This window comes from Acinetobacter sp. DMC2 (genome assembly GCF_056314305.1).
Window position 1 is genome coordinate 567259 of the sequence record NZ_JBQUYP010000001.1, and the last position, 23085, is coordinate 590343.

Sequence of the window (23085 nt, forward strand, 5' to 3'; positions counted from 1 at the left end):
ACAAAATGACATTTGTTTTAAATTAGATCATTAAAAAGTAAGGATAAATAATGAGTTGGTTATTGTTAAGTGGGGGTTTATAAAGGGGGATTTGTGGATTTTGTGAAGTAGAAATACGCTAGTGTGGCTTTCACCACCTACGCTTTATTATTAAAGTTATTGTTTAATTAAGTGTTTGCAACGTGCCCTAGCGCGATGAGGATTTTCTATTTTTGAAAAGAATCTATCCTACCGCGTTAAATGTACTACCTTGATAAGTTAATTTATTTTATCAATTTTAAAAATTTTACCACTTAAGGTGCTTTGAAAAAACATTTCAAAACTTGGTCGTATATCTTCGCCTTCAACTGTAATGTATTTTAAATTAGAAAAACATTGAGTATTAGCGAAATTACTATCTACTGTTGCCTGAATAACGTATTTAATTCCAAACTGGTCTTTAACACTGATATTTTGTTTAAGCATGACGATATCCTTATAAAATTATGGCAGAAATAATGGACCCGCCTAAATATCCAATAGCAAGCTGAGTTTTAACTAACTCTATAATCTAATTTAAATAGTTGATTTATAGACGCATAAAAGGTGCGACCATCTAAATTTAAATCAACTTCAATTCCAGAGGAAAGAAGAACTCTTTTACCAACTTCAACAGTTTTAAAACCATCACGTGTATTTTGTATTCTATTTAGAGGAATTAAAGACACTAGAATTTCTGTACCATTTTTAGATTTTGCAATTAAGTCATTTATTTTTAACAATTTATTTCCTAAATTAAAATTTACTTATAATCTTAAAAAACTTTAAAATTATTTTAAAACCAAAATAAAAGCACCCATTAGTGCTTTTATTTATTAGTGCTTATAATTATTTATAGAGCAACAATATTTACAGCATTTGGGCCTTTTTGGCCTTGTGTAACACTGAATTCAACGCGTTGACCTTCAGCAAGAGTTTTGAAACCTGAGCTAGTGATTTCGCTAAAATGAGCAAAAACGTCTGGTCCTGATTCTGGTTGGATAAAACCAAAACCTTTAGCTTCGTTAAACCACTTAACAGTACCTTTCATGATATTTGAATTAGACATAATAAATCCTATTTTTTTTAAATTGAAACCAGTTTATTGGTTATGAGTAACATCGAAATAATAAAGAATGGAGCTTAAAATCTAAAAAAAACGAAGAATTATGACTAATACTGCGGTACTTAGAGAAGATTTACCAAACATGACTTTTTCTAGTTATGTTCATTGTATACGAAAAATAAAATTAATCAAGTTTTCTAATATATATATTTATTTTATTTATAAAATATGAGGAATTCTCTTAATTCTAAGTTGTTTATAAGCAAGTTATGCTCAGTCCATGCATTTTTTGGCCTACCTCTTCGCTTACCTTATATAGAATGAATCAAGAGGCACGCAAAGAACTGTGCTCTACCCTTTTGCAGTCAAGCCCACACAATGAGTTTTGTTTTAAAATAGATCATTAAAAGTAAGGATAAATAATGAATAAGTGATTGTTTAATGGGGGGTTATAAAGGTGGGGTTTTTAGAACCAGATATTTTTCATAACAGAGGAAGCTAATTTGCCAAAGCCATTTTATGAATAGCTTAATGACCTGCTTTTTGTCGTGATCATTTTTACAACTTGATCTCAATCGGGGGGCAGATTTGTATCTAATCCACTACCCGCTTCAATCTTCACTTTTGATTTTAATTTTAATGGGTCTAATGCAAAAATTAGGTATTAAAAAAGGGCTTACTGCTATTAAAACGATGTAAACCCTTTATCGTTACACTCAAAACCCTAATAAACTTATGTTATTTAAACACTTATCTACTCCTTCTTTTTCTTCTTTCATATCTAGAGATAGAGTGGAAATAAATAACAAAAAGTCTTTTAGCACTTCTATCTGTGCTTTGGTAAAACAATTTAATAACTTAGAAATTTCTTCAAAAGTATTTGACCTTCTTAAACGATAAAACCAATATGAAAAACTAGGTGAAGATAGAACTTCGGTGTCTTTTAACACAGAACTCATAATAGCTGGGGTATAAAACAGAAATCCCTGAGGTTCTAAAAAACTAAAACCCGTATAATAGTTGTCTAAATATGAAACAGGTATTTCAAAAGGATTACTGTACCTATTATTCATTTTCCTCTTTTCTTTAATTGCATCTACAGCCTCTTTAAAGTCCTCTCTAAACCAATTACCAGTCTCAAGAAGGAAAAGTTCCTGCTTTACCCATTCTTCCTCAGTTAAGTTTAAATCGGTGCGCCTTTTATCAAAGTACCAGTAGCTTGTATCGGCATAATCTTCCTCAGGCAGAGTATAAGCATCCCCCAAAGTAACATTTTTAAATTCAAATTCTATTTGATTCTTTAAAGTATCGATATTCATTTTATTGTCCTAAAACCCCTAGATAAATTTTTTTCCAAAATTTTCAACTCTGCCAATTATTAAATGCGACAAACAGGCATAAAAAAAGGGCTTACACGTTATGAAACGATGTAAACCCTTTATAAATCTTGGTAGGTATATCCAGACTCGAACTGGAGACCTCTACGATGTCAACGTGATATTTCTTATTTGTTTTCAAATACTTATTTCTTATCGGTGTTTTATTGGGGCTGCTATATTTTGTTACGTTTTTTGTTGGTTGAACTCTACGATTTTCGGAAAAGGGCATTTTAAACAGGCTGCTTCTTATCAAAATGCCACCATATCTTTTTAAAATAAACTTCATCACGCAGAAAGTTAACTTTTAACTCATTACCGTTGTAATCAAACATCTTTGTAACTTCGCCGTTTTTGTCAAACTCTGCCAGTAAATCAATCATTTTAGAGTTTGCTAAGTCGTGAACCTTAATTAACTCTTGTTTCATCTTCTAAACTCATAGTGCTTTTAAGCACAATGATACTTGAATGTTGTTATTAATAGAATGTGCTGTGCACCCTGAAAATAGAAGGCACAGCACACTTAAAAGAAGTGCAAACTTGGTCCGCTTGCAGTGAAAGACTTTCATGTTAGAAACAACTTCTTTTCAGCTGCACGACGATTTACTAGACCTTTAATCGCTTTGCCGTTGTCATATACCCATTTATCAAATTGATTGGCAGCGCCCGCATAATCTTGTTCATTTAATTTTTTTAACAAAGTACTTTTAGAAAATGCAGTTTCACCAATGTTATAGACCAAAGATGCTAAAGCATCGAATTGGTTTTGTGTTGGCTGAAATTTCAAATAACGATCAAGACAAGCATCTACCCATCCACAATCATTTTTCAACCATTCTTCAGCTTCAGCCATCGTACACATATCTCCTTTCTTAACACGTGTACCATTTGGATATTTTATTGTTCCATATCCAATCGTCCATACCCCGCCTGTATCTTGATAAGCTTTTGGCATAAAACCTTCAAACGATTTTATGAGTTTGTACCCATTTTCGGAAATATCGCGAAAACCAGTAACAGCGTTATCTAGGTTATAGCCGATGACTTGAGCAAACGTTTCAAGGCCATTCATTGCGATAATTGAATCACCTGCGGTAATTTGATCTTTCTTAAGTTTACCGCCAGACATTGCCCGTAGCCATGAATAAGCTTGTGCCACTTGTTCTTTATAATCTACTGACATGTGCAATCCCCTATTTGAATAGTGCTTTGAACGCTTCTTTTATTTCAAAGATTAGTTCACTCATGGTTTTACCTTTCCACAACCTAATCGCTTGATACCAGATACCAATTAGGAGCATCCCGAACACGGCAAAAATTAGCATGATAAAACCGTGGGTCATTGGGTGAAGGTTGCCTAAATCTTGGTATTCAATAAAAGCAGAACCGCCGTATAAGCTGATAGTGATGCTGATTGATAGTTTTAAAATGACACTAAGGTTGATTTTTATCTTGCCTTCAATGTCGATATCACCGCTTAACATGAGAGCAAAAATGCCGCCCATGACTGCCGCCCAGATTTTAATTACCCACGGCAATGATTTAATAGTTAAAGGGTCGTTCATTTTTGCCACCAAGCTAATGTTTTCATTATTTTATTGATTGGTGTTGTTTTAGTATCGAAATCTGTTGACAGTAAAAAGCCCCGTTAAGTACGGGGCTTATGAAAAATTTCTTAAAACATCATCCGTGCAATGATTTTGCTGCAAATGTAAATAGCTTGAAGTATTTTTCCAGCAGTATTCGGATGCAGCCCATCCGCTAAAAATTTTCCTTCAGCTCCTGCAATCTCAAAATCACGAATTATTCCAGATTCACTATGTTGATCAATAATTGTAAAACCATAGCGCTTTGCCATCTTAGTTAAACCATCAAGCATAGGGCTTAACTCAGTTGTATCCGCGCTTGCACGTTGAAGAGGTACACAATAAAAACAAATAGCATCAGGCCATTTTTCACGAATACTCCAAAATGCATATCTTGAAGCTTCAAAAAGCAACGTCTTATCAAGATCAGCTTTAGTTGCCTTAGACATCGCTGTTTCGTAACTGCCTAGATTAGTAATTCCATCATTTGTGCCGCATGAAACAATTACAACATCGGTTACTTCATTATTTGCAATAGCCGTTTCAACTTGATAGCCAAGGTATTGATAAAGATTAGAGAGGTTACGATTTCGGAATGATGCACCAGATTTTGCATAATTCCTAAACTGAGACATTTTTAGCTTTTCATACGCATATGTAGGCCATTGTGTAAAATAGCTAATTTGGTCATATACACCCCCATCGACATTTGATGTCTGAGTAATAGAATCACCAAAAATCAAATATCTTGCACCAAATGCTTTTGATGAAGAGCCAGAACCTCCCCCACTAACATCAGCATCATACAAACTTAGCAAATTACCCCGAACATATGGAGTATACGCCGTAACAGCATTTCCCGCTTCAATTTGAATTGTGCTTGTATCGAGTACCCATGAATCACTACTGTCTTTAATACAGAGTTGAACCCAAACAGCGCCCGCCGGTACGGCTATAATCTTCTCCGTTAAACCAGGGGCAATGGATGAATTACTAATCTTCGCTTTGTTTACATCTAAAAATCTATAAGCTCGATACGCTGCTGTACTTGCTTGCAAGCCACTGACCGCAATTGATGTCAGTTCTTTGACACTAATTAATCGTGTCATAACACTATTTAAGTTGTATTCAACTACACCTGCTGCCGTTATGCGATAGTCTTTAACTAAAGAGTCTTTATCAAAAATATTTTTAGATTTGCTTGAAAAGACCGGATTTAAAATATCTTTAACTTGAACTGAATCAACTAAAATACTAGCGCCATAAAGCTCTTTTAGCTTGCCTTTAACATAAGCCGTTAATGCAGATGAAGCCGTACCGCTCTCAATTTGAATTGTGCTTGTATCGAGTACCCATGAATCACTACTATCTTTTAAAGTAAGCTGTATCCATACTGCATTATTTGGAACGGTAATTACTGCGCCAGTTAAATTAGGCGCAATTGACGAATTACTGATTTTTACTTTATTCGCATCAAGAAAACGATATGCGCGGTATGCAGCTGCGCTAGCCTGCAAACCACTCACAGCAATTGAAGTTAGTCCTTTTACATTGATTAACTGTGATAAAACGCTATTAGTATTCGCTTCAATTAAACCACTGGCATTTAATCGGTAGTTTGCTAATAGCTGAACACTTTTATCAAATATATTCTTTGAAAGAGTTTCAAAAACTGGTGTGGTTGCATTAACACTCCTTGAGTCAAAAGTTGCATCCCGATCAATATTAACTGCCGCTTTAACGATCGCCGTCAAAGACACGTCATCGCTAAAGGTTGTCCAAGGAGACCAAACATTTGATGCGTTGCGGAAACGATAGGTAATTTTTTGAGAATTAAACGCCCAAACGTATTGAGCTACCACACTGCTAGAAACAGGCATAACAAGCATGTAAGCCCATTGGCTATTGAATGGGGGTTTGTTTGGACTACTATCCCAAGTCGCCCCTGAGAAGAAGTAGTAAAATCCGTAATCGCCTAATGTATTAAAATCCGTAGGCTCAACAATCGCCTGTGGTTTAAATGCTTTATTAGCGTTGGCAAAATCTTTTGACTGTTGTACTGGATCGTAAGATGACTTTGTAAACGTTGAACCATCCCACTGCCAATCGCCATTATTTGCTGCAGTACTGTCGTTGGTTACAGTGACTTTAGACTTAACAGGAATATTTGCTTTATCCGCATCCATCTCAGCATAAGTCTTATAGGCTCGGTTACCAACGCCGTTTGCATTTACTTTTGCATCAATAGCCGCCTCTGCCTCTTGCGCGCGCTCTTTTTCATCATTGATGAGGGTTGTTAATGTTGCATTAGTTGATCCAATTTCCTGATTAGTATGATCAAGTATTTGCTCTTCTCGTAAATAAGTTTCTTGCTTAAAATTTACATAATCATCCGTCCAGAATGGAATTGACTCGTTAAATTCACGCTGTGTTCGACCATCCTTGGTGATAATCATACGGTCTGAAATACCTTCAAAAATAGCGGGATTAGTAATCCCCACAACAGCATTAATATAACTAGTTAGTCGATTCTCTAAGTTTTCCTCGCGTTCCATTGCTAAAGAATCGTACTGAATATCCGCCAAAATACGAGCTTGTTTTTCTTGATCTAATTGAGTGCCCCATTCTTGAAGTAAAGCAGTGAGCTTATCTAATGCACGCTCAATCGCATCAGGATAGAAATTATCATAGTTGGTAATATCAAGTAGTTGATCAAGAGGCGTAGCGCCCGCTATGTAAAAATACGTAGTGGAAGAAGGCGCAGCATTGAATGTGACATAGCCGCCCATACCATCTTGGTTAAGGGTTACTGTATATGTAGTAGGGTCAACTGTTTCAAATTCAGTAGTACCCTTTTTGCGAATAGCAATACCTGTTGCGTCTTCTTGCTGAAAAACTCGAAAGGTAAAGTCGAAACGCGTATTTGTGCCGTTTCCAACGTAAAGTTGGCTTAAACGGTCGGAAACTGGAACTGTCATATTTTGCCCACCAATAAAAAAGGCTGTAATCTCTACAGCCAATTTTAGGTAAGCTTACAAATAAATAGTTGATTGCTAGTCTTGTACTGTCAACAGGTGCTTATTGCTTATAGAGTTAAAAACCCAATTTACTATCTGTTCTTTTTCATTGATTGGTGGTGCCGAATTTAGGTCCAACCTCAAATAGTAACCTTCATAATAAAACTTATCGCCAAATTGAGAATACCCTTTGGGTAGAATTTCGCTATGAATCTTTTCACTTAAAAATATTTCTACTTGGCGACTATTATCTAATTTATCTAATTTTTCAAAAGCATCACTTTCTTTAAATTCATCGTATAGTTTTGAAATTAAATTAATTTTACTCATTTTTACCTCTTATATTTATGGTTATTTTAAAAGCGGAATAATTTACCGCGCGTGTCTAAACAACTGACAAACACAATATTAACAAAATAATTACGTTTGTCAGTTGACATTTTGTAAAATTTAAAATGCTAAATCTAAAGCTTCCTCTTCAGTATCAGCAAAACCGACTATAACTAAGCCTAAATCTTGAACCCCTTCCCATAGCAATTTATTGCTTGACTCATCATAGGTATAAGATTCTACGCCTACAAACATCTCTTTATCGCTTGTAAAAACAACATAAGCATTTTTTGAATCGCTATTACCTTTCTTAGCTAGAAAAATCTTGTAGCCTAATTCTTTAATGACTAAATAACTCATGTTAAAAACTCCGTAATTTGATTAGATATCGAACTATTCAAATTACAGAGTAAATTGAAATAACAAATCAAACAATTGTTTTATAATGAAAAATGATAGTTGACTTTCTCCTAATCTTCAGGCGCATGTTTCCCTGTAATTGTTCCACGGGTTGCATCATAAATGCTGTCTGGTGCTTCCTTCTTACCCTGTGCAATTGCAAGCCAATAACCAAAAGGCTTACCTAAAACAGCAAATGGTATGCCTGTTGCAAGCGTAGCTGTGTTCAACATGTCCTTAGCGGCCTTGCCTTGGTTTACTTCCTTGTCTTCACTCAATGAACGTTTTGCATGTTGAATTAATGAAAGCCCACTTTCACCCATGCTAAATACTGGTGACGCTGTGTATCGGTCATTAATAACATTATCGTCAGTATTGCTAATTGCCGCGTTCAATACGTTACCTGCATACGGTACAAATGCTGCAAGCATCTTAATCTGTGAAAGCGCAAGTTTTGCAGATAAGTCATCCCATTTATTATCGTCTTTATCATCATCTTGCAGGCCACCTGCAAAAATAATGCTTAGCAATTCAGATAAAATAGACGGAATGGAAATCATCATTAAGGCCACATAAGCCAAACGTGGCGAAGCTTGAACCCATGACCCGTTGCTTGCTTCAAGCGCTAACTTAGCTTCAGAGCTTGTTGTATTCCAAATCATATTGAACCAGTTGTAAAACATTAAAAACATTCGTTTCGCAGGCGTACCACGTTCAAGATTCGAAATCCCTTCTGGTGACATATCAGTCATGTATTGACGAATTACCGCATCGGCTGCATGTACAGCATCGTATTGCCCCATGCCCTGCTCTGTGTAATGGTTAAAGGCTGCTTGCCAAGAAATCATTTCCATTGGGCGTTGAATCGTTGTCTGTAAAACATAGGCATGTTTCATAGTGAAATCTTTCACTGTTTGGATTGTACCTTTTTGAAAAACGATCTCGTCCACTGCATAACGATATTCATCGGCTGCACGGTCAAAACGGGTTTTCATGAAGTCCGACATTTCCATAATGTTGTTTGCCATGTCTTCGCGCGTTGCCACAGAAGTAAAGTAATGTGCCTGTGCTTTAAGTAATTGCTTAGGCGGTACTGCAACAGCAACTTGCGTAAATCCCGTGAACTGTTCAATAGCATTTTTCAAATTACCCGCCATAATTGCAATCCCTGTATTTCGACGCAACACACGGAAAATATTGTCTAGCAAGCTTACGCCCGAGCTTTCATCTACACGCTGACTTGCAATAGCTTTAAGCCAAGGGTTAAAAATTTGCTTCACACCGAATGGCAATACACGCTCAATTTCATTTCGGAAATCCTTATTCAGCATTAAACGACCAATTTGACGAATCTGTAATTCAAGATGGATGTAACGCAGCTCTTTATCTAAATGACTCGGCAAGCGTGACATATCTAGTTCAAGCTGATCGTGGTAACGTTCTGCACGCGATTTTGTGAAGTTCGCGCCAGTTGTTGCGATGTCTAAAGCCTGTAGGTTGTTTTCTGCTAAGTTTTTATCTTGAATACGGTCTTGTTCATTTGATCGAATACGATCGTAAGCAGCAGGCACATAGCCGCCTTCATATTCGCCGAAAGGCGTACTCACTGGTGTACGTGGTAACTCATCAAAATAACGACCGTTAATTTTCTTATGAGTGATTTGCGCTTGCTCTTTGTAGCGGTCAAATAGATTCCATAGCTTCTGCACAGTATCCATATCTTTTTTGGTAATCACGCCTTCAGTAATCATCCGGCTAAAGAATTTATCCCACGCGCTGAAATCAACAGAGCCGTCTTCTAAACGTTCACCCCATCCATAACCCAAAACTAAGCGTTCTTTGTTGCTCATGTTGCCTGTATGCAAAATCGCATGAAGCAACGATTGCTTACCAACAAAGGTAAAGTTATTCAATTCAGGTGCAGCAATTTTTGAATTATCGAGTTTACCGAAACCTTCAAACGTTTTTACAACGTCTTCAAGCATCTTGGCCTTTTCAATACGGTATCTAGCTAAAGCATCTTGCATAGGGTTAATTAAATAATCACGGAATTTACCCGTTGGCCCGCCGTCTAGCCACGTCACCACCTGATCAACACGTTTTGCAGATGCGCCCAATTCCATGAATTTAGCTTTGAGTTCAGCAGTTTTATCTTTACCCAATAAATTTTGCTGAATTTTCTCAATGCTTTTCTTACCGCCCGATTGCTGTATGAGTTCTTCACGGACCTGTTCACGCTCAAAGGCCTCATTGGTTGTATGCCAAATTTTGTTTTCTTTTGAACGATGCCACAGTGTTTCGACCGCAGACATTACCGCATTGAATTGTTCAAGCGTTAATTCTCGGTAGCTTTGGTTTTCAGGCAATGCACCGATGTTTTGGATTTCAGCATACGTGGTCGGGTCATACTTACGAATCAATTCTAATTGATGCTCGTAATTTGTAGATTCACGACCTAAGTCGTATTTACCTAAAATGCCGCGGGCCGCAGTCACAAAATCAAAATCACGGTTTTTAGATAATTTCTCATTATTACCAAAAATCTTTTTCACTAAGTCTAAGTGTTTTTGAATTTGGTCTTTAGCGTCATAGCTGTATTTTGTTGCATAGAACTGTACCAACTGATTGCGCTTGTGTCGTGCTGCTTCTACTGTCTCACCTCTACGAAATGCATCATTAGCCATACGCCCTAAACGCGCATCATCTTGTGCACGAACATGCGGTCGAATGTCTTTAATTTTTTGGCGTTGCACGATGTCTTGAGCAACCGTTTTTGCTGCTTCATTCAAAGCAGACTTACGACCAAGTAAGCCGTTTAATGCTGCCATTTCAGCGGATAACATACGAGCGCGAACATCGTTGTGTAATGCGGCTTCGACTGCTTCAACAATGCTTTGCTGATCGTAGAATTCAGAATATTGCACAGCCATGCGCGCATCGGTGAGCTCATCAATTTTTTGTTTAGGACTTGGTGAATTTAGTAAGTCACGAATTAAAGCGTCACCGCTTTCATAACCGAACATCTCAGCAACCATATCGGGGTTTTCCCCTCCACGTTGCGCAAAGCCATAAGCTCCTTTAGAAATTCTTTGGTAAATATCGCTGTCTCTTCCATATTTGGCTTCAATCCAATCAAGAGACAACTTACCCTTAGTCGTGCGCCCTTCAGCATAGCGTTGAAGCAAATCCATATCTTGCGAATAATCTAAAAGCTCAGGATCAACTTGATTTGAGTACTGATTAATGCCGCGCAACTGGTCTGCAAACTTATCTTCAAGTTCACGAGTATCAAATTTGCCATGCTCATCTAAAGTTAAATATCCTTCTTCGCTAAGCTTCTCAGCCATCGATTCAATCGACAGGCCTTTTACTTTTGACTTTGAAGAACGCACAACAGGCTTATTGCCGACACCTGATTTTGTTTTGGCAGCTTCATCAATACCCCAAGTGCTTTCGACCTCATTGGCATCAAGCCCGCCGAACTTGGCAATAGCTTCAAAAAGGTTATCTTGACTTGGCTCAACCTTGGTTGAATCACGTTTAGCAACTTGGTCAAGTGGTTGGCGTAAAAAGGACATAGCTTGATAAACAGGTTGTTGGGCAATTTCCTTTGCCATATCTTCACGAACCGCAGCCCGTTTTTTATCTGCTTCTTTTTGCAATGTTTTCATATACTTAGATTTCTGCTTTTGGTACCAAACCATATTGCGCAGGGATTTTTGTTCTAAAGTATTTATAGATAATTCTGTAGCAATTTCATGATCTTGGCGCATTTCGTCATAATCTTTTGGCGAAATACCAAGACGCATTGCGTCATCTTGATGGATTAGCATTTCAAGATTTGAAGCGGCTTGCGCTTCAGCAATGGCACTTGACGATGCAAGCATACGGTCCATTACGCCTGTGATATCAGCATTCAATTCTGCGCGGTCATTGATGCCAATAAACTTTTCAATGTTCCGGTACACAGCAATCATAAATTGTCTGAAGCGGTTAAAAACTTGCTTTAATGACGCGCTTGGTGCTTTACCCGTAAAGACATACTGTTCAAAGGTTTCAGCAAATTTTTCATGAACTTCTGTTTTTTCTGCATCGGTGAAAAAATCCCATTCGCCCAGATCGGTTGTTTCTGGTGATGCCCATTTCATTACCGTTTCCATGTCTTTACGGACTTGTGCGGGCGCATCAGGACTTAATGCAATTTGCATATTCATTTCTAAGAAATGATGCCCGAGCTCATGCACAAATGTTGAAAAGTCTGCATTCTTGCTTAGAACGATTGTTGAACCATCTTGACCAATGCTGAATGTAATTGAACCGCGAGTACCGCCGTTTGCTTGCTTGTATTTACGACCATTTGGTGAACGGTACATACTTTCAGAAATTTCAAAGTCTTTATTACGGCCCTTGTTTTCAACAAAGCCAAGTTTTTTATAAAAGTTAGTTAGTCTATTTTTATTGCCGCCAAAGTCAGGACTTGGAGTAAGTGCAATCGTCTTATTTTGAGAGTCAGCATAATTCAGAATATCTTGCATAGCCTTGGTACCAGTGCCCTGATTACGGACAGCTTCAGGTACAACGATTTTATGCAATGAAAGAACGTTACTTGATGGACTGCCTTTTAAACCTAATTCAATTCCATATTGTTTTTTAATGCCTTTAACAAAATCATCAATTGAAATTGTTTGTTCAGGTGTAGCACTTTGATTAAATGAAGTTCCTTTATCTGCGGTCGGCTCATCAGCAATACGGATTGGGTAACGGTCGAAAGCTTCTTTTGCACTGATACCGAGCTTATCGCCTAACGTTGAATAGAAAGCAGAAGTTAATTCGCCCGCAGCACGATTATATTTAGCTGTAAACGTACCAATGCTAGCCAACTGCTTTTGCACTTCTGTAGCTACTAATTCTTTAGCATCTTCGGCATTTTCAAAGCGCGCTTGCTCAGACATAAATACATCAGCTTCTTGCTGCATTTGCTCTGTAGTTTTTGCAAGGTTCTCTTGGGCTTCGCGGTATGTTGGCATGTTCGGATCAGAACGGACGTTTTCAACGAAATCTGACGGTCGCTCAACAACAGACATTGCAGATACAAACTCATTTACTGGTATTTGCACAGTGCCATTAAAAGTTTCGGCTGTGCCCAACTGGTCCTGTAAACTTGGTGCACGTTCAAATAGGTCTGTCGGCTCAATATTACGGTCACGTAATAACTGGTTGAAGGTCTGACCGTCTATATAGACCTCATCAACTGCACCATGCTCTTCGACCGCTTGCTTAATAAATGCTTGGCTTGCAGAATCATCACGCTGTGCTGTTTTACTCTCTTTGTTACGGTCAATCAGATTGTTTAATACAGATGCAAAGGTGCTTGAACGCACGGCATCTTCTTGCTGATCTTGGCGCAACTGGTCTAATGCAAATTGTGCTGTACGTTGGTTTTTAACTTTGGCCGCAGAAGTAATTGCCACTTCAGGCGCAGCGGTTGCAACCTCTAACAAACCTTCTAATGCCATTTCAACGGGGTCTGCTTTTTCCCCAACAGCATCGGCAGCACCTTGCACAGAATACATGCCCGCAGCGGATTGAATGACAGCTTGACCGCCAACCGTACGCAAAGGACCGCCAAAAGTTACGGGCATTAATGCACCGCCTAAGGCAGAATATTTTGCAGAACCCCAAGTTTTTGCAGCTGCATAATCAATTTGCTCTTCCCGTGTTAAAAACTTTTCACGGGCTTCAGCCATGTTTTGACCGTAGGACACAAGGGCATCGGCAGTGCCGGCACCTAATGCGCCTTGTGCGGCATTTCCTGCGGCTGTAACACCTCGAACTAATCTAGCGGTCTTTTCTAAGTTCATGACCATTGGGGCATATTTGGCGGTATTGCGGACAAGTGAATTGGTTAAAACACCCCCTGCGCCTGACCCTGCTAAAAACCCGGCTAATGCGGGGGGTGCTTGTTCAATTAGAAATTCCCCAACCAACCCCGCATCGGCATTACTAATCAACTCTTGGGCCGCACCTAATACACCTGCATCGTTTGTTTGTGCAGCAAGTTGCGCTTGATAAAGTGCTTGTGACATTTCTTGTGATGGTGCAGCTCTATTTTTTACGCGAGTTGCTAAATTAAGTAGGCTATCGTTTCCAGTGGTTGCATTAATTACTGCGCCCTCGGTCTGACCAATTGCAGCCACCGCACGGAACGCAGCATTAACATAGCGATTGCCTTGCTCTTGAGGGCTTACAGGCTCAGCACTTGCCGTATGCTCCATCCAATAAACTTGATTTTCATAATACTTTTTGAATCGTTCAGCGGACATTACCCCCGCAGTCTTTTTAATACGGTCGTAATGTTCTTTGAATACTTGGTCCGATGTTTGTGGTACCAAGGTGTTGCTGAAGGAATCAATTAAATTGGTACTAACATTAGGCTTGATCTGTTTTTGAGGGTCTTCATACAAACCCATTTCTTTTAGTTTCTGTTTTTGTTGTGGCGATGTACCTTTAGACAAAACGTTTTGAATGTCTTGATAGGAAACGCTTTGATATGGTTTTGTGAGACTTGAGCCAAGCAAAGAGACATTGTCACTAATACCCTTTAAATTTTCAAAGTCATCTAAAGAAACAGCAGCTTGATTTGGATTAAGTGCATATTTACCAAGTACAGGATCGCTTGCGACAACGTCATTCACACGTTTCTGTGTATTGATCTCATCCGCAACAGAAACAACTTGCTCAGGTGTTTCTGTCATCTTGTCATAATCTAAACCAAGTGACTTAGCAGCTTTACGCGCATGGGCTTCTGTATCTGCAATTTGCGTTGGGTTCTTGCCTTGGTTTAATTCGAATAATTGACCAATTGTCAGATTTGTATTTTGATCAGACATAATAAAAGCACTTAAGACTACGGTTATTTGTAATCTTAAATGCTGTTATTGATTAGACTGCCGTTTGCTGTTGACAGCTTAACTTTATATCATTTTAGTAAACATGGCCCTTAATACTGAAATCTGAGCTTGTCTTTCCACTTGTTTGTTTCTTCTCATACGCTGTTCAGATTGTCGCTTCATTGCGTTAATTTCTTCACGCATCTGTTCCATACGCAAGAATGCATAATCACGGGCGTTTAAATACTCGCCTTCAACAGATTCAACTTGTGATTCTACAAGTTCGTTTTTTAAATTTGTCATAGGTATTTAAATTTCTTTGATCTGTTGGCGAGATGAGTAGTAGAAGTATGCATTCAAAACTAAAAAACCTGCCATAAACAGATAGCCCTGATTGCTACCATCGGCGCTTTTACTACTATCAAAAATTTGAGGGATGGAAATAAAAGGATTAAATAAAACAACTGATATTAATGAAAGGATGAGCAACCCGAAGTAATTTTCTGTTTTTAAACCGATATATTGGTCATTATCAAATCTGTCTTTATATGCTTCTCTAAGCACATTACCAAATTTTAAAACCAAAAATAAAGTTAGTAGACCGCTGATAAAAAATATGATCCCGAATCCGTCTACGATAGTCTCGTATTTGTAATAGCTTTCTAAGTTTACTAAAGCATAGAAAATGAAACCACAAATGCTAGCAGCACCTATAAAACCTAAATACGAATTTATATATTGTCTTTTTTCAAAATCGCGCATTAAAACCCCCTTCTAGCCATTGAGTAGTAAGCATTGAGATATTCTGCCAAAGTTACTTTTGACAAATCCCGACCTTGTTTTTTAAACAGATCATCAATCTTTTTTTGAGTATTAGGAGCAATATCATCTTTGCTTTTCACAGAGTATATGCGATTTAGTGTGCTTTCAGAATCACCAACTGAAACACCAAACAAAGAACGTGACATTGTGATTTTGGTATTTAGTCCAATTGTTTTAAGAACGGCTCGGCTAAACTCGTCCTTGGTCAGTTTACTTCCTTTTCTAGCTTCAGCTTCACGCAACGTTTGAGTCACATCAGCCTGAACAGCAGCATAATGATCAATCTGGTTCTTATTGGTTTTATTAGTTATGCCAAGCATAGGTAAATAAGGATTTAAATAATCTGAAACGGTTTTCGGACTAACTTCAAGTGAATCATCTTTTTTTCCGTCTTTCGAGGGAGCGTTAACATCGATGAACATTTTTGTGACTGCACGATAGTCTGAAGGCGATAATTTATCAGCATATTGATGCAATACGGATTGAGGCTTGCCTTTAAATAATTCTTCTTTGTTTAGCATAATCATGCTGTAAACGGTCGAATCGGTTTTAATGTCTTTTTTGAATTTGGCATTGCTAACTGATTCAAGGCTTCTAATTTGATTTGGTTCGAGGGCATTAATATCTACAGCGGGAATTTGGTCGTAAGAGAACTGCCCCGCATTAATGCCCTTAAAGTAGTAATCATAAACTTGGTCTTGTTTTTCCTCTTTGGCTTTATCCAAACCACTGTAATATCTATCCGTAAAAGATAATGCCTTATTTTTAACGTCAAGAGGAACATCGCTATTCCAAATTTCTTCTTGAGCCTGTTCGCGAGTTTTTGCAGGCTTCTTAGCATAATCTCCAAATTCTTGAGAAAGCCATTTATCCATTCGTGCGAGGTAACCCCGACCTATAGGCCCCTTTGGCTGCCCCCCTGCTAAAACTCTACGAGCATCGTCATCACCACCATGGTAATAGGCTGCTATAACCATCGGGTCTTTAGTTTTAAATTTCTTACTAATGTCTGAAACAAAATCTAGTGCCGCGTCGATCGTATCCGCAGGGTTATCAATATCTCGTTCTCTGCCAGATTGACGATCCCATTTATAACCGTTTTTTTGCGTATCTGCCCCATGCCAAGTAGATGGGATGAATTGCATAACTGAACGCGCCCCTTTATCTGAGACGGCACTGTTATCAGACCTTTCACCTGCTAGTCGTAGCCCTAACAGTAATGGTGCAGCCCAATCCATGCCTTTTTCTTTTGCTGCATGTACTGTGTAAACATCTAATCGCTGATCATTGTATTTAATGTTTTTCATTTGCTCAGGCGTTAACGCTTTCAATTCTTTTGCAATTGCCGCAGATGCCTGAGGAGGAGTATTTAGCGCAGGGTTACTATATTCTTGTGTTCCGGTTGTAGCTCTATTTACTAAAAGCTCGACCTGTTGTTCTTCTAATTTTTGATGAATGCGTTGGTCAACTCTAAATCTATCAGCAAGTGAGATTTCTTCACCGTATTTACTCTTATAAGTTACCGCTGATTTTAATTCGCCATTTTCAATGAAAGCATTGATGTTGTTTAGGTGTGCGCCTGAAATTGATTTCAAGTACATATTTTCTGCTTCAGTGGCAGACTTACCATTGAGTGACATAAGTTTGCCTAATGAAGCTTTTAAATTTTCACGGCTTTCATCAATTTTGGTAAAGTCAGCAGGATTTTCATTGATCTCTCGAATAAAACGTTCAGCAGACGATGAATAAACGCTTTGTTGATAAACGTCATTTTCACGCACAAAGTAATTTTGCAATGTGCCTTTGAATTGAAGTGAATCACGTGCGGCAATTTGCTGAAACATGGCACGTTGACGACCATTGCTTAACTTGCTTGCGATTTCCCCTGCGCCGTCTTGATAAGCCCGTGAGTAATAATCAACAAAATTACCGCCTTCACCATCGTCAAAACCGACAACCTCTGCGCCTTTTTTCTTAATGTAGCCGTCAGTGTCATTGTTTTCCAAGTGCAAACGTAATTCAGAAAGTTTGTTTTGTGCATCAATCACGCGCACACGGTCGTTTTCATCCTGATATTCTTTATATTTATTAGCAGCCGTGTTTGCAAGATTAGCAAAACCGTCTACTTGATTGCCAACCATGTTGACCGCTTGACCAGGAGTGACTCCGCCGCTGATTTGGACATTAGGCATATCGCCTTCAGCGACTTGAGAAGTAAACTGAGGTATACGCATTTAAGCTGCTCCCATCCAATTCCAATTGTAGTTTTGCCACGATGCGCCTTGCTCTTTGCCATAAAGCGACATTGAAAAATTGCTGTTTGCGTTGTACGAGCTGTTTGAAGGTTGTGACATTGTCAAAGAGTCTCCCCCTTGCATTGGGCTTCCGCCTCCGCCACCCATTAAAGACGAGGCGAATTGGTCCATCGCTGCAAGTTCAGCATTTAAGCGCGGGCGTACCGATTTGGCTTGAGCTGTAAGAGAGTTTTTCTGATTAATATAATTTGTCTCTTGAACTCGATGACCCCACGAACGCATGGCTGCATTGTATTTGATCGTGTCTATATCACCTTGGGCAACCATCTCAGTGCTTGCAAGCAAATCGATTGCAGAACCTTGGGTAACATCAATACCATTTTCAGCAAGCGCATTAATTTGGCTTGATTTAAAACCTGATAAATTACGCTGAAAATCGGTAACGGTATTACGCCCATCGTCAATAGCATCACGCGCTTGGATATCTGCAAGCGTTGCGTTTTGGCCTGCAATATCAGCTTGTTGTTCTAAAGACTGCTTAAGCGCTTTTAATTTTAAATAGGTTGTACCGCCTTTAACGGCAGCGGTCGCAATCGCTTGGTATAGATTGCCGCCGCCCATTTGGCCGCCACCACCTCCACCGCCCATCATGCAGCCACCATACTAAACGGATGGAACAACTCACCGTTTACCCCATGTATTACAGGCGCATCTAACTTGAAACCAAGGTGCTTTAAAAAACGAATTGCAACATCGTTTTTAACATAAACATGGTTAAGCAATAATTCATGATTCTCAAGCATTTCCACAAGAATATTGCGCGTTTGTCTGACGAATTCAAATGGGTATTTACTAATAAAATTAGTACCCAAAAGCCAAGGGCAACCAACTTTACCGATAAGGCTTGTAATGCCTACACCACAAATGAATAGTAATTTGCCATTCACAACGACTGCCCATGAATCGCGTGAACCTTTTACGCAGGTTTTGACAATCCAATGATAGTTGTCACTGAAATAGGCTTTTAGTTCTTCTTGATCCGCAGGGCGTAGATTTTCAACGAGAATACGAATGTCGCGTTCAGTCGGCTTGCGAATCTCAATATTATTTCTTCTCATGTCATTTCTACCTCTAGGGCTAATAGCTTCATAGGTAAAGGTTTATCATGTTTTACTGTGATTTGAACGTCTCTTTCGTAAGTGCTGTCAACTGGCATTTCGACAAGGCCTGAATAGAGATTAAGAGGCGAACCGTAAGGCTCATTGCTTCGCGGCTTAAACTCATCTACGGGGGTTCTTTCTGCAATATCCTGATTTACACCCGCCATAATATTTTGCGTTTCTAAAACACGTAGGTGAATTTTAGTAACCACTTTAGGTTTAACAGGATTCTTTTGTTCTGAAAAAACAGGCAGTGTTTGCAACTCTGCTTCATAGTTCAAGCCGACCCAAACATTTGATAATTCGCGCGGCAATTTAATTGTTCCATTCACAACTTTAACAGGCGGTTTTACACCACCGTCAGCGAAAATAGAAACGGTTTGCCCTTCTAACCAATCTAAACCTGTTAGTGTTGTGGTAGGAGCGCCTTTATATTGAATGCTGCTATCTAAATAGCACTTGTCCTGAATGTCTAAAGGCTGTCTTGTAAGCATCCTTTCAACAGTATAGAAACCGTCTCGCTCAATAAATGCATACAATGCGGATTGGTTTTCTTCAGGTATTTCTGCAACTGAAAGAAACTTACCATTCGTATGATGCTCTGCCCATGCCCATACTTGTTGTTGTGGTTCGTATGTTAAAGACAACAACACCCCATCATCGCGAACAAAATATATAATATTCAAAGGATTACGCAACAAAGCACAATCAACAATTTTATGCCCGTCAAAAAGTTGTGGGCACATAATTGATAAATCAATGGTTTGATAAAAAGATGCGTTGTACCCACTTGCTAATGACACTTCGTGTACATGTCCTGTTTGATCAGATGAAAAAATCGCAGCACCATCAACTTCAACAGGCGTCACGTCATTTGCACCTGTGCTGTACTGCTTATTCATATTCACACTGGCAGCAGTTACAGCCCCGTCCGCTGACATTTTCCAAAGCGCCCCACTCGTCAGAATAAGTAAATCGCTCATTGGAACAAGATGTTTTACGCCGTTCCCATCTCTTGCAGCAAAACGAATTTGGATAGAGTCGGTATCCTGCATAGGGATGTGATAACCAAAATTATCATCCGTTGCTGTACGTGACATACGCACCCATTGAGGGGCCTTATACCCACCGCCATAAACTTTTCGCTGACCATGATATGCAACAGCAGTCGGGTAAAATTCAAAAGGGTTACGGATTAAAGGCGGTGTAATAGCTCCATTCGTTTCGATGTAATCATCCGTAAAACTTAGTTCGGTTGTTTCACCAATGTATGAAGCTAAACCCGAACGTAATTTAAAAACGTTATAGCGGGTAGCGCCTTCTACCGCATCCCATGTCAAAACGTTGGTATTTCCTGATAATGTCAGATCGTTTTTTAGAATTGGTGATCTTGCTGAAGCCTGCGATTCATTCTCATCATTTACCGCTGTGACTTGGTAAACATAATCACGTTCAACATATCCCGTTTCATTGGGTTTGTTTACTGTGCCTGTTAGATTTTGCGGTGGAGTAAGTCCGTACCCTACAGTAACAAGTTCCGTTACCCAATCGGTTGCACCTTTACGAATAATTTTTCTAGGCGGGTATGCAGGATGCGTAATTGTTATGACATCCGCGGATTGAGCATATCGAAGTTGCATTAAATGCTCTTCGGCGTAAGGTACTGCAACTTCTAATGGTTGATCGTTATCGTCCAGTAGCATACCGCCGTCAGCAAAGAAATTTACGGCACCTGCACGAATTGCCAAAACAACGGTTTGTTCTTCACTGAAGACAAAACGAATTAAGCGCATCTTGCCCATAGATTTCGGATAATGATGTACGTAACGAAAACCTGCACGATAGACCACGCCGCCAAATAGCTCGACATACATGTTTTTGCATTTAGCTACGCCAGTTTGATATTTAGCTTGATCAATACGACCAAACATATCGGGCGATATTACGCCACCATTAAACGAATACTGCATTATCTTGCCTCAAACATTGAGCCCGTATGCTCTGGGCGGTTTTCAATACGATGCTGTTGAAGGTCGATGAAAATAGCTTTGTTCTTTTCAACCTCATGAAGCTGCATCATGGTCAGTTGTTTCTGCTCGTTCTGTGTCAATGGTCCTGCAATTCGTGCTGCCAAAAGATAAGACAATGCGACCTTAAAAGAATCGGGCATTAAAGCTAAATCTTTTACGTCATGGACGTAGCGCAAGATTGGCGAAGCATCATCTGTAAATAAAAGATTGCCTTCTACAAAGAAACGAGAACCCGATTCAAGTTGGAATAAACGTACGCTATCGCTTGGTAAAACAAACGCTGTGCCAAACTCATAGCTTGCATCAACGTTCAAGCGCACACGTTTAACGGCAAAAGACCACTGATGCTCGTTTGCCAATAGTTCACGTCTACAAATTGGATAATATGTATTACACAATCTTGCATGTTTTGTGGGTTCAGTAAGTTCATTTACAACATAGCCCTGCGCGAGATGCGACAGGGCTAAATTGCAAAGATCAACAATTGATCTCATAGGCTTTACTCAGCTTGTGTTGAGCCTGTCGCGCCTCGACCCGATGGCTTAGGCTTTTCTTCAACAGACTTAAACCAAGTTTTTACTTTCGGATTCACCATATCCGCAGGTACATAAAACTGTGTACCAACATCACGAATCCCGTGATAAAAACCTTTTTTGGTTGCAACTACTAATACTTCTGACATTTAAGCAACTCCTTAAACTGGAACAGTCGCGCCTGTTACAGCGTCGTAATTTGTACGGATATCTGCTTGATTACCAAGCCAAGCGGAAATCGTTCCGGTCGGTGCATTGGCAACGGCATACGACAAACGAATAAAACGTTTGGTTGCACTGTTCACGTAGAAGAAAGTGCCTTTGTTTAACTCAGCTGCTTTAAAAGCTTTGGAAGCAGCCGCAGCGGTGAATGTCGTACCATCTGCACTTTCTTCAAGCGTTACGGTAACAGTAGCGTTTGCAGGGGCAACCACATGTCCTTGTAGGCAAATAGGCAAACCCGCAGTACCTACAGATTTATGGACTGTGTCCAAAGTGAACGTACTAGCACCCGCCGCAATAGCTTGCTTATCGGAGAACTGTAGTAATTTATCAACTAATGCCATGGTCAAATTCTCCTTAAACTACACGGGCTTCGGTGTTGAGGATCACATCACAGATGCGAATAGGCTCACCATCCCATGCTTGAATTTTGCGGCTACCATCTTTACGGAAATCTTCAAGAGTTAAGCGCACATTTTTGAAATGGTTAACTTGGCCTTTTAGGGCTTGGTTAACTGTACGGTTCATATAAATCGCGGTACGTGCCGAACCTGCTAAAGGCAACAAAGACAATGCGTCGTCTAAAAGATCGATAAGGTTTGCGCCTGTAGTACCGTCTTTTGAAAGTTCAGAAACGTCAATATTCGCAATGCGAATTACCGAACGCCAGTCGCGTACCGACAAACCAACATCCCATTGGAAGTATGTGCGCATTGCTTCAAAGCGACCGCCTTGTGCATCAAGTACGGTTTCTTGCCCTTTGTCTTGGATATCAAGGCCCGCTTGTGTACCCTTCGGATAGAACAAGTGGGTTTTTTCACGACCCCATTGCACAATGTAAATTGACGTATTGTCAGTACCAGTACCGCCTGCATCTAAAATATTTACAGCGTTTGCAGGGGCAACGCCTGTTTCAGGGTCAATAAGATGGTTGTATCGTGTTGCCAAACCGTTGAAAGTTGATACATCACCTGCAACATCGCCGTAGATAATGTTTTCCATTACCTCTTGAGACATACCTTCTAAAAAGCCTGCATCTTCTTCAGAGCGCCATTGCTTTTTGTTTTCGCCTTGAAGGTCGTACAAGGTTTTATCAACTTCAGAATATGAAGTTAACTGACCTGTACTGTCAGAGACTTGAACACGTGATGTTTTTTCAGGTTGCACACCGTAGTTCAATTTACGCCAAGTGCCCTTTGGTAAACCAGAACGAACACTGGTTTTATTGTTGGTACCGCTATTCGCTTCAAGCACTACAGCATCGTCAAGTAAATCTTGACGTTTATTGAGTACTTCGATAATCGCACCAACCTTAGAGTTCGTACCAATGTTATGCGCAACGTCGGCTAAGGTTGGGTTTGTTTGTACAATCGTAGGCATC

General features: G+C 39.4%; 21 protein-coding genes. All 21 read right to left on the minus strand.

Annotation, left to right across the window (positions count from 1 at the left end; all coding sequences use genetic code 11):
• Window positions 1-258: 258 nt before the first annotated feature.
• Entirely contained in the window at window positions 259-465 is a 207-nt protein-coding gene (locus ACT53H_RS02725) for a hypothetical protein (protein WP_107882787.1), read from the minus strand.
• A 68-nt stretch (window positions 466-533) separates the two neighbouring features.
• Window positions 534-761 carry a hypothetical protein gene (locus ACT53H_RS02730; RefSeq protein ID WP_107882789.1) on the minus strand — a complete coding sequence of 76 codons (228 nt, stop codon included), beginning with the start codon at window positions 759-761 and terminating at the stop codon, window positions 534-536.
• Between the two features lie 110 nt (window positions 762-871).
• The gene (locus tag ACT53H_RS02735) at window positions 872-1087 is read right to left on the minus strand and encodes a cold-shock protein (protein WP_107882791.1); all 216 of its coding nucleotides are present in this window, start codon (window positions 1085-1087) and stop codon (window positions 872-874) included.
• Between the two features lie 713 nt (window positions 1088-1800).
• Entirely contained in the window at window positions 1801-2403 is a 603-nt protein-coding gene (locus ACT53H_RS02740; RefSeq protein WP_004790910.1) for a DUF6714 family protein, read from the minus strand.
• A gap of 290 nt (window positions 2404-2693) precedes the next feature.
• Window positions 2694-2888 (minus strand): hypothetical protein, encoded by a 195-nt coding sequence (locus ACT53H_RS02745; protein WP_476008546.1) that lies wholly within the window; start codon window positions 2886-2888, stop codon window positions 2694-2696.
• 137 nt (window positions 2889-3025) lie between these two features.
• Complete coding sequence (locus tag ACT53H_RS02750) at window positions 3026-3643, minus strand: lysozyme (protein WP_476008547.1); 618 nt, start codon at window positions 3641-3643, stop codon at window positions 3026-3028.
• Window positions 3644-3653: 10 nt separating this feature from the next.
• Window positions 3654-4025: a hypothetical protein gene (locus tag ACT53H_RS02755; RefSeq protein ID WP_092708131.1), complete on the minus strand. Its 372-nt coding sequence runs from the start codon at window positions 4023-4025 to the stop codon at window positions 3654-3656.
• Between the two features lie 110 nt (window positions 4026-4135).
• On the minus strand, window positions 4136-7024 hold the full coding sequence (locus tag ACT53H_RS02760) for an SGNH/GDSL hydrolase family protein (protein ID WP_476008548.1): 2889 nt from the start codon (window positions 7022-7024) through the stop codon (window positions 4136-4138).
• Between the two features lie 75 nt (window positions 7025-7099).
• Window positions 7100-7393 carry a hypothetical protein gene (locus ACT53H_RS02765; RefSeq protein ID WP_476008549.1) on the minus strand — a complete coding sequence of 98 codons (294 nt, stop codon included), beginning with the start codon at window positions 7391-7393 and terminating at the stop codon, window positions 7100-7102.
• Between the two features lie 120 nt (window positions 7394-7513).
• Window positions 7514-7753, minus strand: coding sequence for a hypothetical protein (locus tag ACT53H_RS02770; RefSeq protein ID WP_476008550.1), 240 nt, complete (start codon window positions 7751-7753; stop codon window positions 7514-7516).
• Window positions 7754-7863: 110 nt separating this feature from the next.
• Entirely contained in the window at window positions 7864-14682 is a 6819-nt protein-coding gene (locus ACT53H_RS02775; protein ID WP_476008551.1) for a GNAT family N-acetyltransferase, read from the minus strand.
• Window positions 14683-14766: 84 nt separating this feature from the next.
• Window positions 14767-14985 carry a hypothetical protein gene (locus ACT53H_RS02780; protein ID WP_476008552.1) on the minus strand — a complete coding sequence of 73 codons (219 nt, stop codon included), beginning with the start codon at window positions 14983-14985 and terminating at the stop codon, window positions 14767-14769.
• A gap of 6 nt (window positions 14986-14991) precedes the next feature.
• Entirely contained in the window at window positions 14992-15444 is a 453-nt protein-coding gene (locus ACT53H_RS02785) for a hypothetical protein (protein WP_476008553.1), read from the minus strand.
• Window positions 15444-17738 carry a transglycosylase SLT domain-containing protein gene (locus ACT53H_RS02790; RefSeq protein ID WP_476008554.1) on the minus strand — a complete coding sequence of 765 codons (2295 nt, stop codon included), beginning with the start codon at window positions 17736-17738 and terminating at the stop codon, window positions 15444-15446. The genes ACT53H_RS02785 and ACT53H_RS02790 overlap by 1 nt, the downstream gene beginning before the upstream one ends.
• Complete coding sequence (locus tag ACT53H_RS02795; protein WP_476008555.1) at window positions 17739-18410, minus strand: hypothetical protein; 672 nt, start codon at window positions 18408-18410, stop codon at window positions 17739-17741.
• A complete protein-coding gene (locus ACT53H_RS02800) occupies window positions 18407-18877 on the minus strand; it encodes a phage protein Gp13 family protein (protein ID WP_476008556.1) in 471 nt (156 codons plus the stop codon). Before ACT53H_RS02800 ends, ACT53H_RS02795 begins: the two co-directional genes overlap by 4 nt.
• On the minus strand, window positions 18874-20889 hold the full coding sequence (locus ACT53H_RS02805) for a phage tail protein (RefSeq protein WP_476008557.1): 2016 nt from the start codon (window positions 20887-20889) through the stop codon (window positions 18874-18876). The genes ACT53H_RS02800 and ACT53H_RS02805 overlap by 4 nt, the downstream gene beginning before the upstream one ends.
• Window positions 20889-21443 (minus strand): phage connector family protein, encoded by a 555-nt coding sequence (locus tag ACT53H_RS02810; RefSeq protein WP_476008558.1) that lies wholly within the window; start codon window positions 21441-21443, stop codon window positions 20889-20891. Before ACT53H_RS02810 ends, ACT53H_RS02805 begins: the two co-directional genes overlap by 1 nt.
• Window positions 21444-21448: 5 nt before the next feature.
• Complete coding sequence (locus ACT53H_RS02815) at window positions 21449-21631, minus strand: hypothetical protein (protein ID WP_476008559.1); 183 nt, start codon at window positions 21629-21631, stop codon at window positions 21449-21451.
• 12 nt (window positions 21632-21643) lie between these two features.
• Window positions 21644-22048, minus strand: coding sequence for a Bbp16 family capsid cement protein (locus ACT53H_RS02820; RefSeq protein ID WP_476008560.1), 405 nt, complete (start codon window positions 22046-22048; stop codon window positions 21644-21646).
• Between the two features lie 13 nt (window positions 22049-22061).
• Entirely contained in the window at window positions 22062-23084 is a 1023-nt protein-coding gene (locus ACT53H_RS02825) for a major capsid protein (protein ID WP_476008561.1), read from the minus strand.
• Window position 23085: the final 1 nt, after the last annotated feature.

What these genes read in the sequence shown, in the direction of transcription:
- ACT53H_RS02810 (WP_476008558.1), bottom strand. Translation starts at nt 21,443, where the DNA reads ATGAGATCAATTGTTGATCTTTGCAATTTAGCCCTGTCGCATCTCGCG.
- ACT53H_RS02800 (WP_476008556.1), bottom strand. Translation starts at nt 18,877, where the DNA reads ATGAGAAGAAATAATATTGAGATTCGCAAGCCGACTGAACGCGACATT.
- ACT53H_RS02820 (WP_476008560.1), bottom strand. Translation starts at nt 22,048, where the DNA reads ATGGCATTAGTTGATAAATTACTACAGTTCTCCGATAAGCAAGCTATT.
- ACT53H_RS02805 (WP_476008557.1), bottom strand. Translation starts at nt 20,889, where the DNA reads ATGCAGTATTCGTTTAATGGTGGCGTAATATCGCCCGATATGTTTGGT.
- ACT53H_RS02825 (WP_476008561.1), bottom strand. Translation starts at nt 23,084, where the DNA reads ATGCCTACGATTGTACAAACAAACCCAACCTTAGCCGACGTTGCGCAT.
- ACT53H_RS02740 (WP_004790910.1), bottom strand. Translation starts at nt 2,403, where the DNA reads ATGAATATCGATACTTTAAAGAATCAAATAGAATTTGAATTTAAAAAT.
- ACT53H_RS02780 (WP_476008552.1), bottom strand. Translation starts at nt 14,985, where the DNA reads ATGACAAATTTAAAAAACGAACTTGTAGAATCACAAGTTGAATCTGTT.
- ACT53H_RS02755 (WP_092708131.1), bottom strand. Translation starts at nt 4,025, where the DNA reads ATGAACGACCCTTTAACTATTAAATCATTGCCGTGGGTAATTAAAATC.
- ACT53H_RS02745 (WP_476008546.1), bottom strand. Translation starts at nt 2,888, where the DNA reads ATGAAACAAGAGTTAATTAAGGTTCACGACTTAGCAAACTCTAAAATG.
- ACT53H_RS02815 (WP_476008559.1), bottom strand. Translation starts at nt 21,631, where the DNA reads ATGTCAGAAGTATTAGTAGTTGCAACCAAAAAAGGTTTTTATCACGGG.
- ACT53H_RS02750 (WP_476008547.1), bottom strand. Translation starts at nt 3,643, where the DNA reads ATGTCAGTAGATTATAAAGAACAAGTGGCACAAGCTTATTCATGGCTA.
- ACT53H_RS02735 (WP_107882791.1), bottom strand. Translation starts at nt 1,087, where the DNA reads ATGTCTAATTCAAATATCATGAAAGGTACTGTTAAGTGGTTTAACGAA.
- ACT53H_RS02795 (WP_476008555.1), bottom strand. Translation starts at nt 18,410, where the DNA reads ATGATGGGCGGTGGAGGTGGTGGCGGCCAAATGGGCGGCGGCAATCTA.
- ACT53H_RS02775 (WP_476008551.1), bottom strand. Translation starts at nt 14,682, where the DNA reads ATGTCTGATCAAAATACAAATCTGACAATTGGTCAATTATTCGAATTA.
- ACT53H_RS02785 (WP_476008553.1), bottom strand. Translation starts at nt 15,444, where the DNA reads ATGCGCGATTTTGAAAAAAGACAATATATAAATTCGTATTTAGGTTTT.
- ACT53H_RS02765 (WP_476008549.1), bottom strand. Translation starts at nt 7,393, where the DNA reads ATGAGTAAAATTAATTTAATTTCAAAACTATACGATGAATTTAAAGAA.
- ACT53H_RS02760 (WP_476008548.1), bottom strand. Translation starts at nt 7,024, where the DNA reads ATGACAGTTCCAGTTTCCGACCGTTTAAGCCAACTTTACGTTGGAAAC.
- ACT53H_RS02770 (WP_476008550.1), bottom strand. Translation starts at nt 7,753, where the DNA reads ATGAGTTATTTAGTCATTAAAGAATTAGGCTACAAGATTTTTCTAGCT.
- ACT53H_RS02790 (WP_476008554.1), bottom strand. Translation starts at nt 17,738, where the DNA reads ATGCGTATACCTCAGTTTACTTCTCAAGTCGCTGAAGGCGATATGCCT.
- ACT53H_RS02725 (WP_107882787.1), bottom strand. Translation starts at nt 465, where the DNA reads ATGCTTAAACAAAATATCAGTGTTAAAGACCAGTTTGGAATTAAATAC.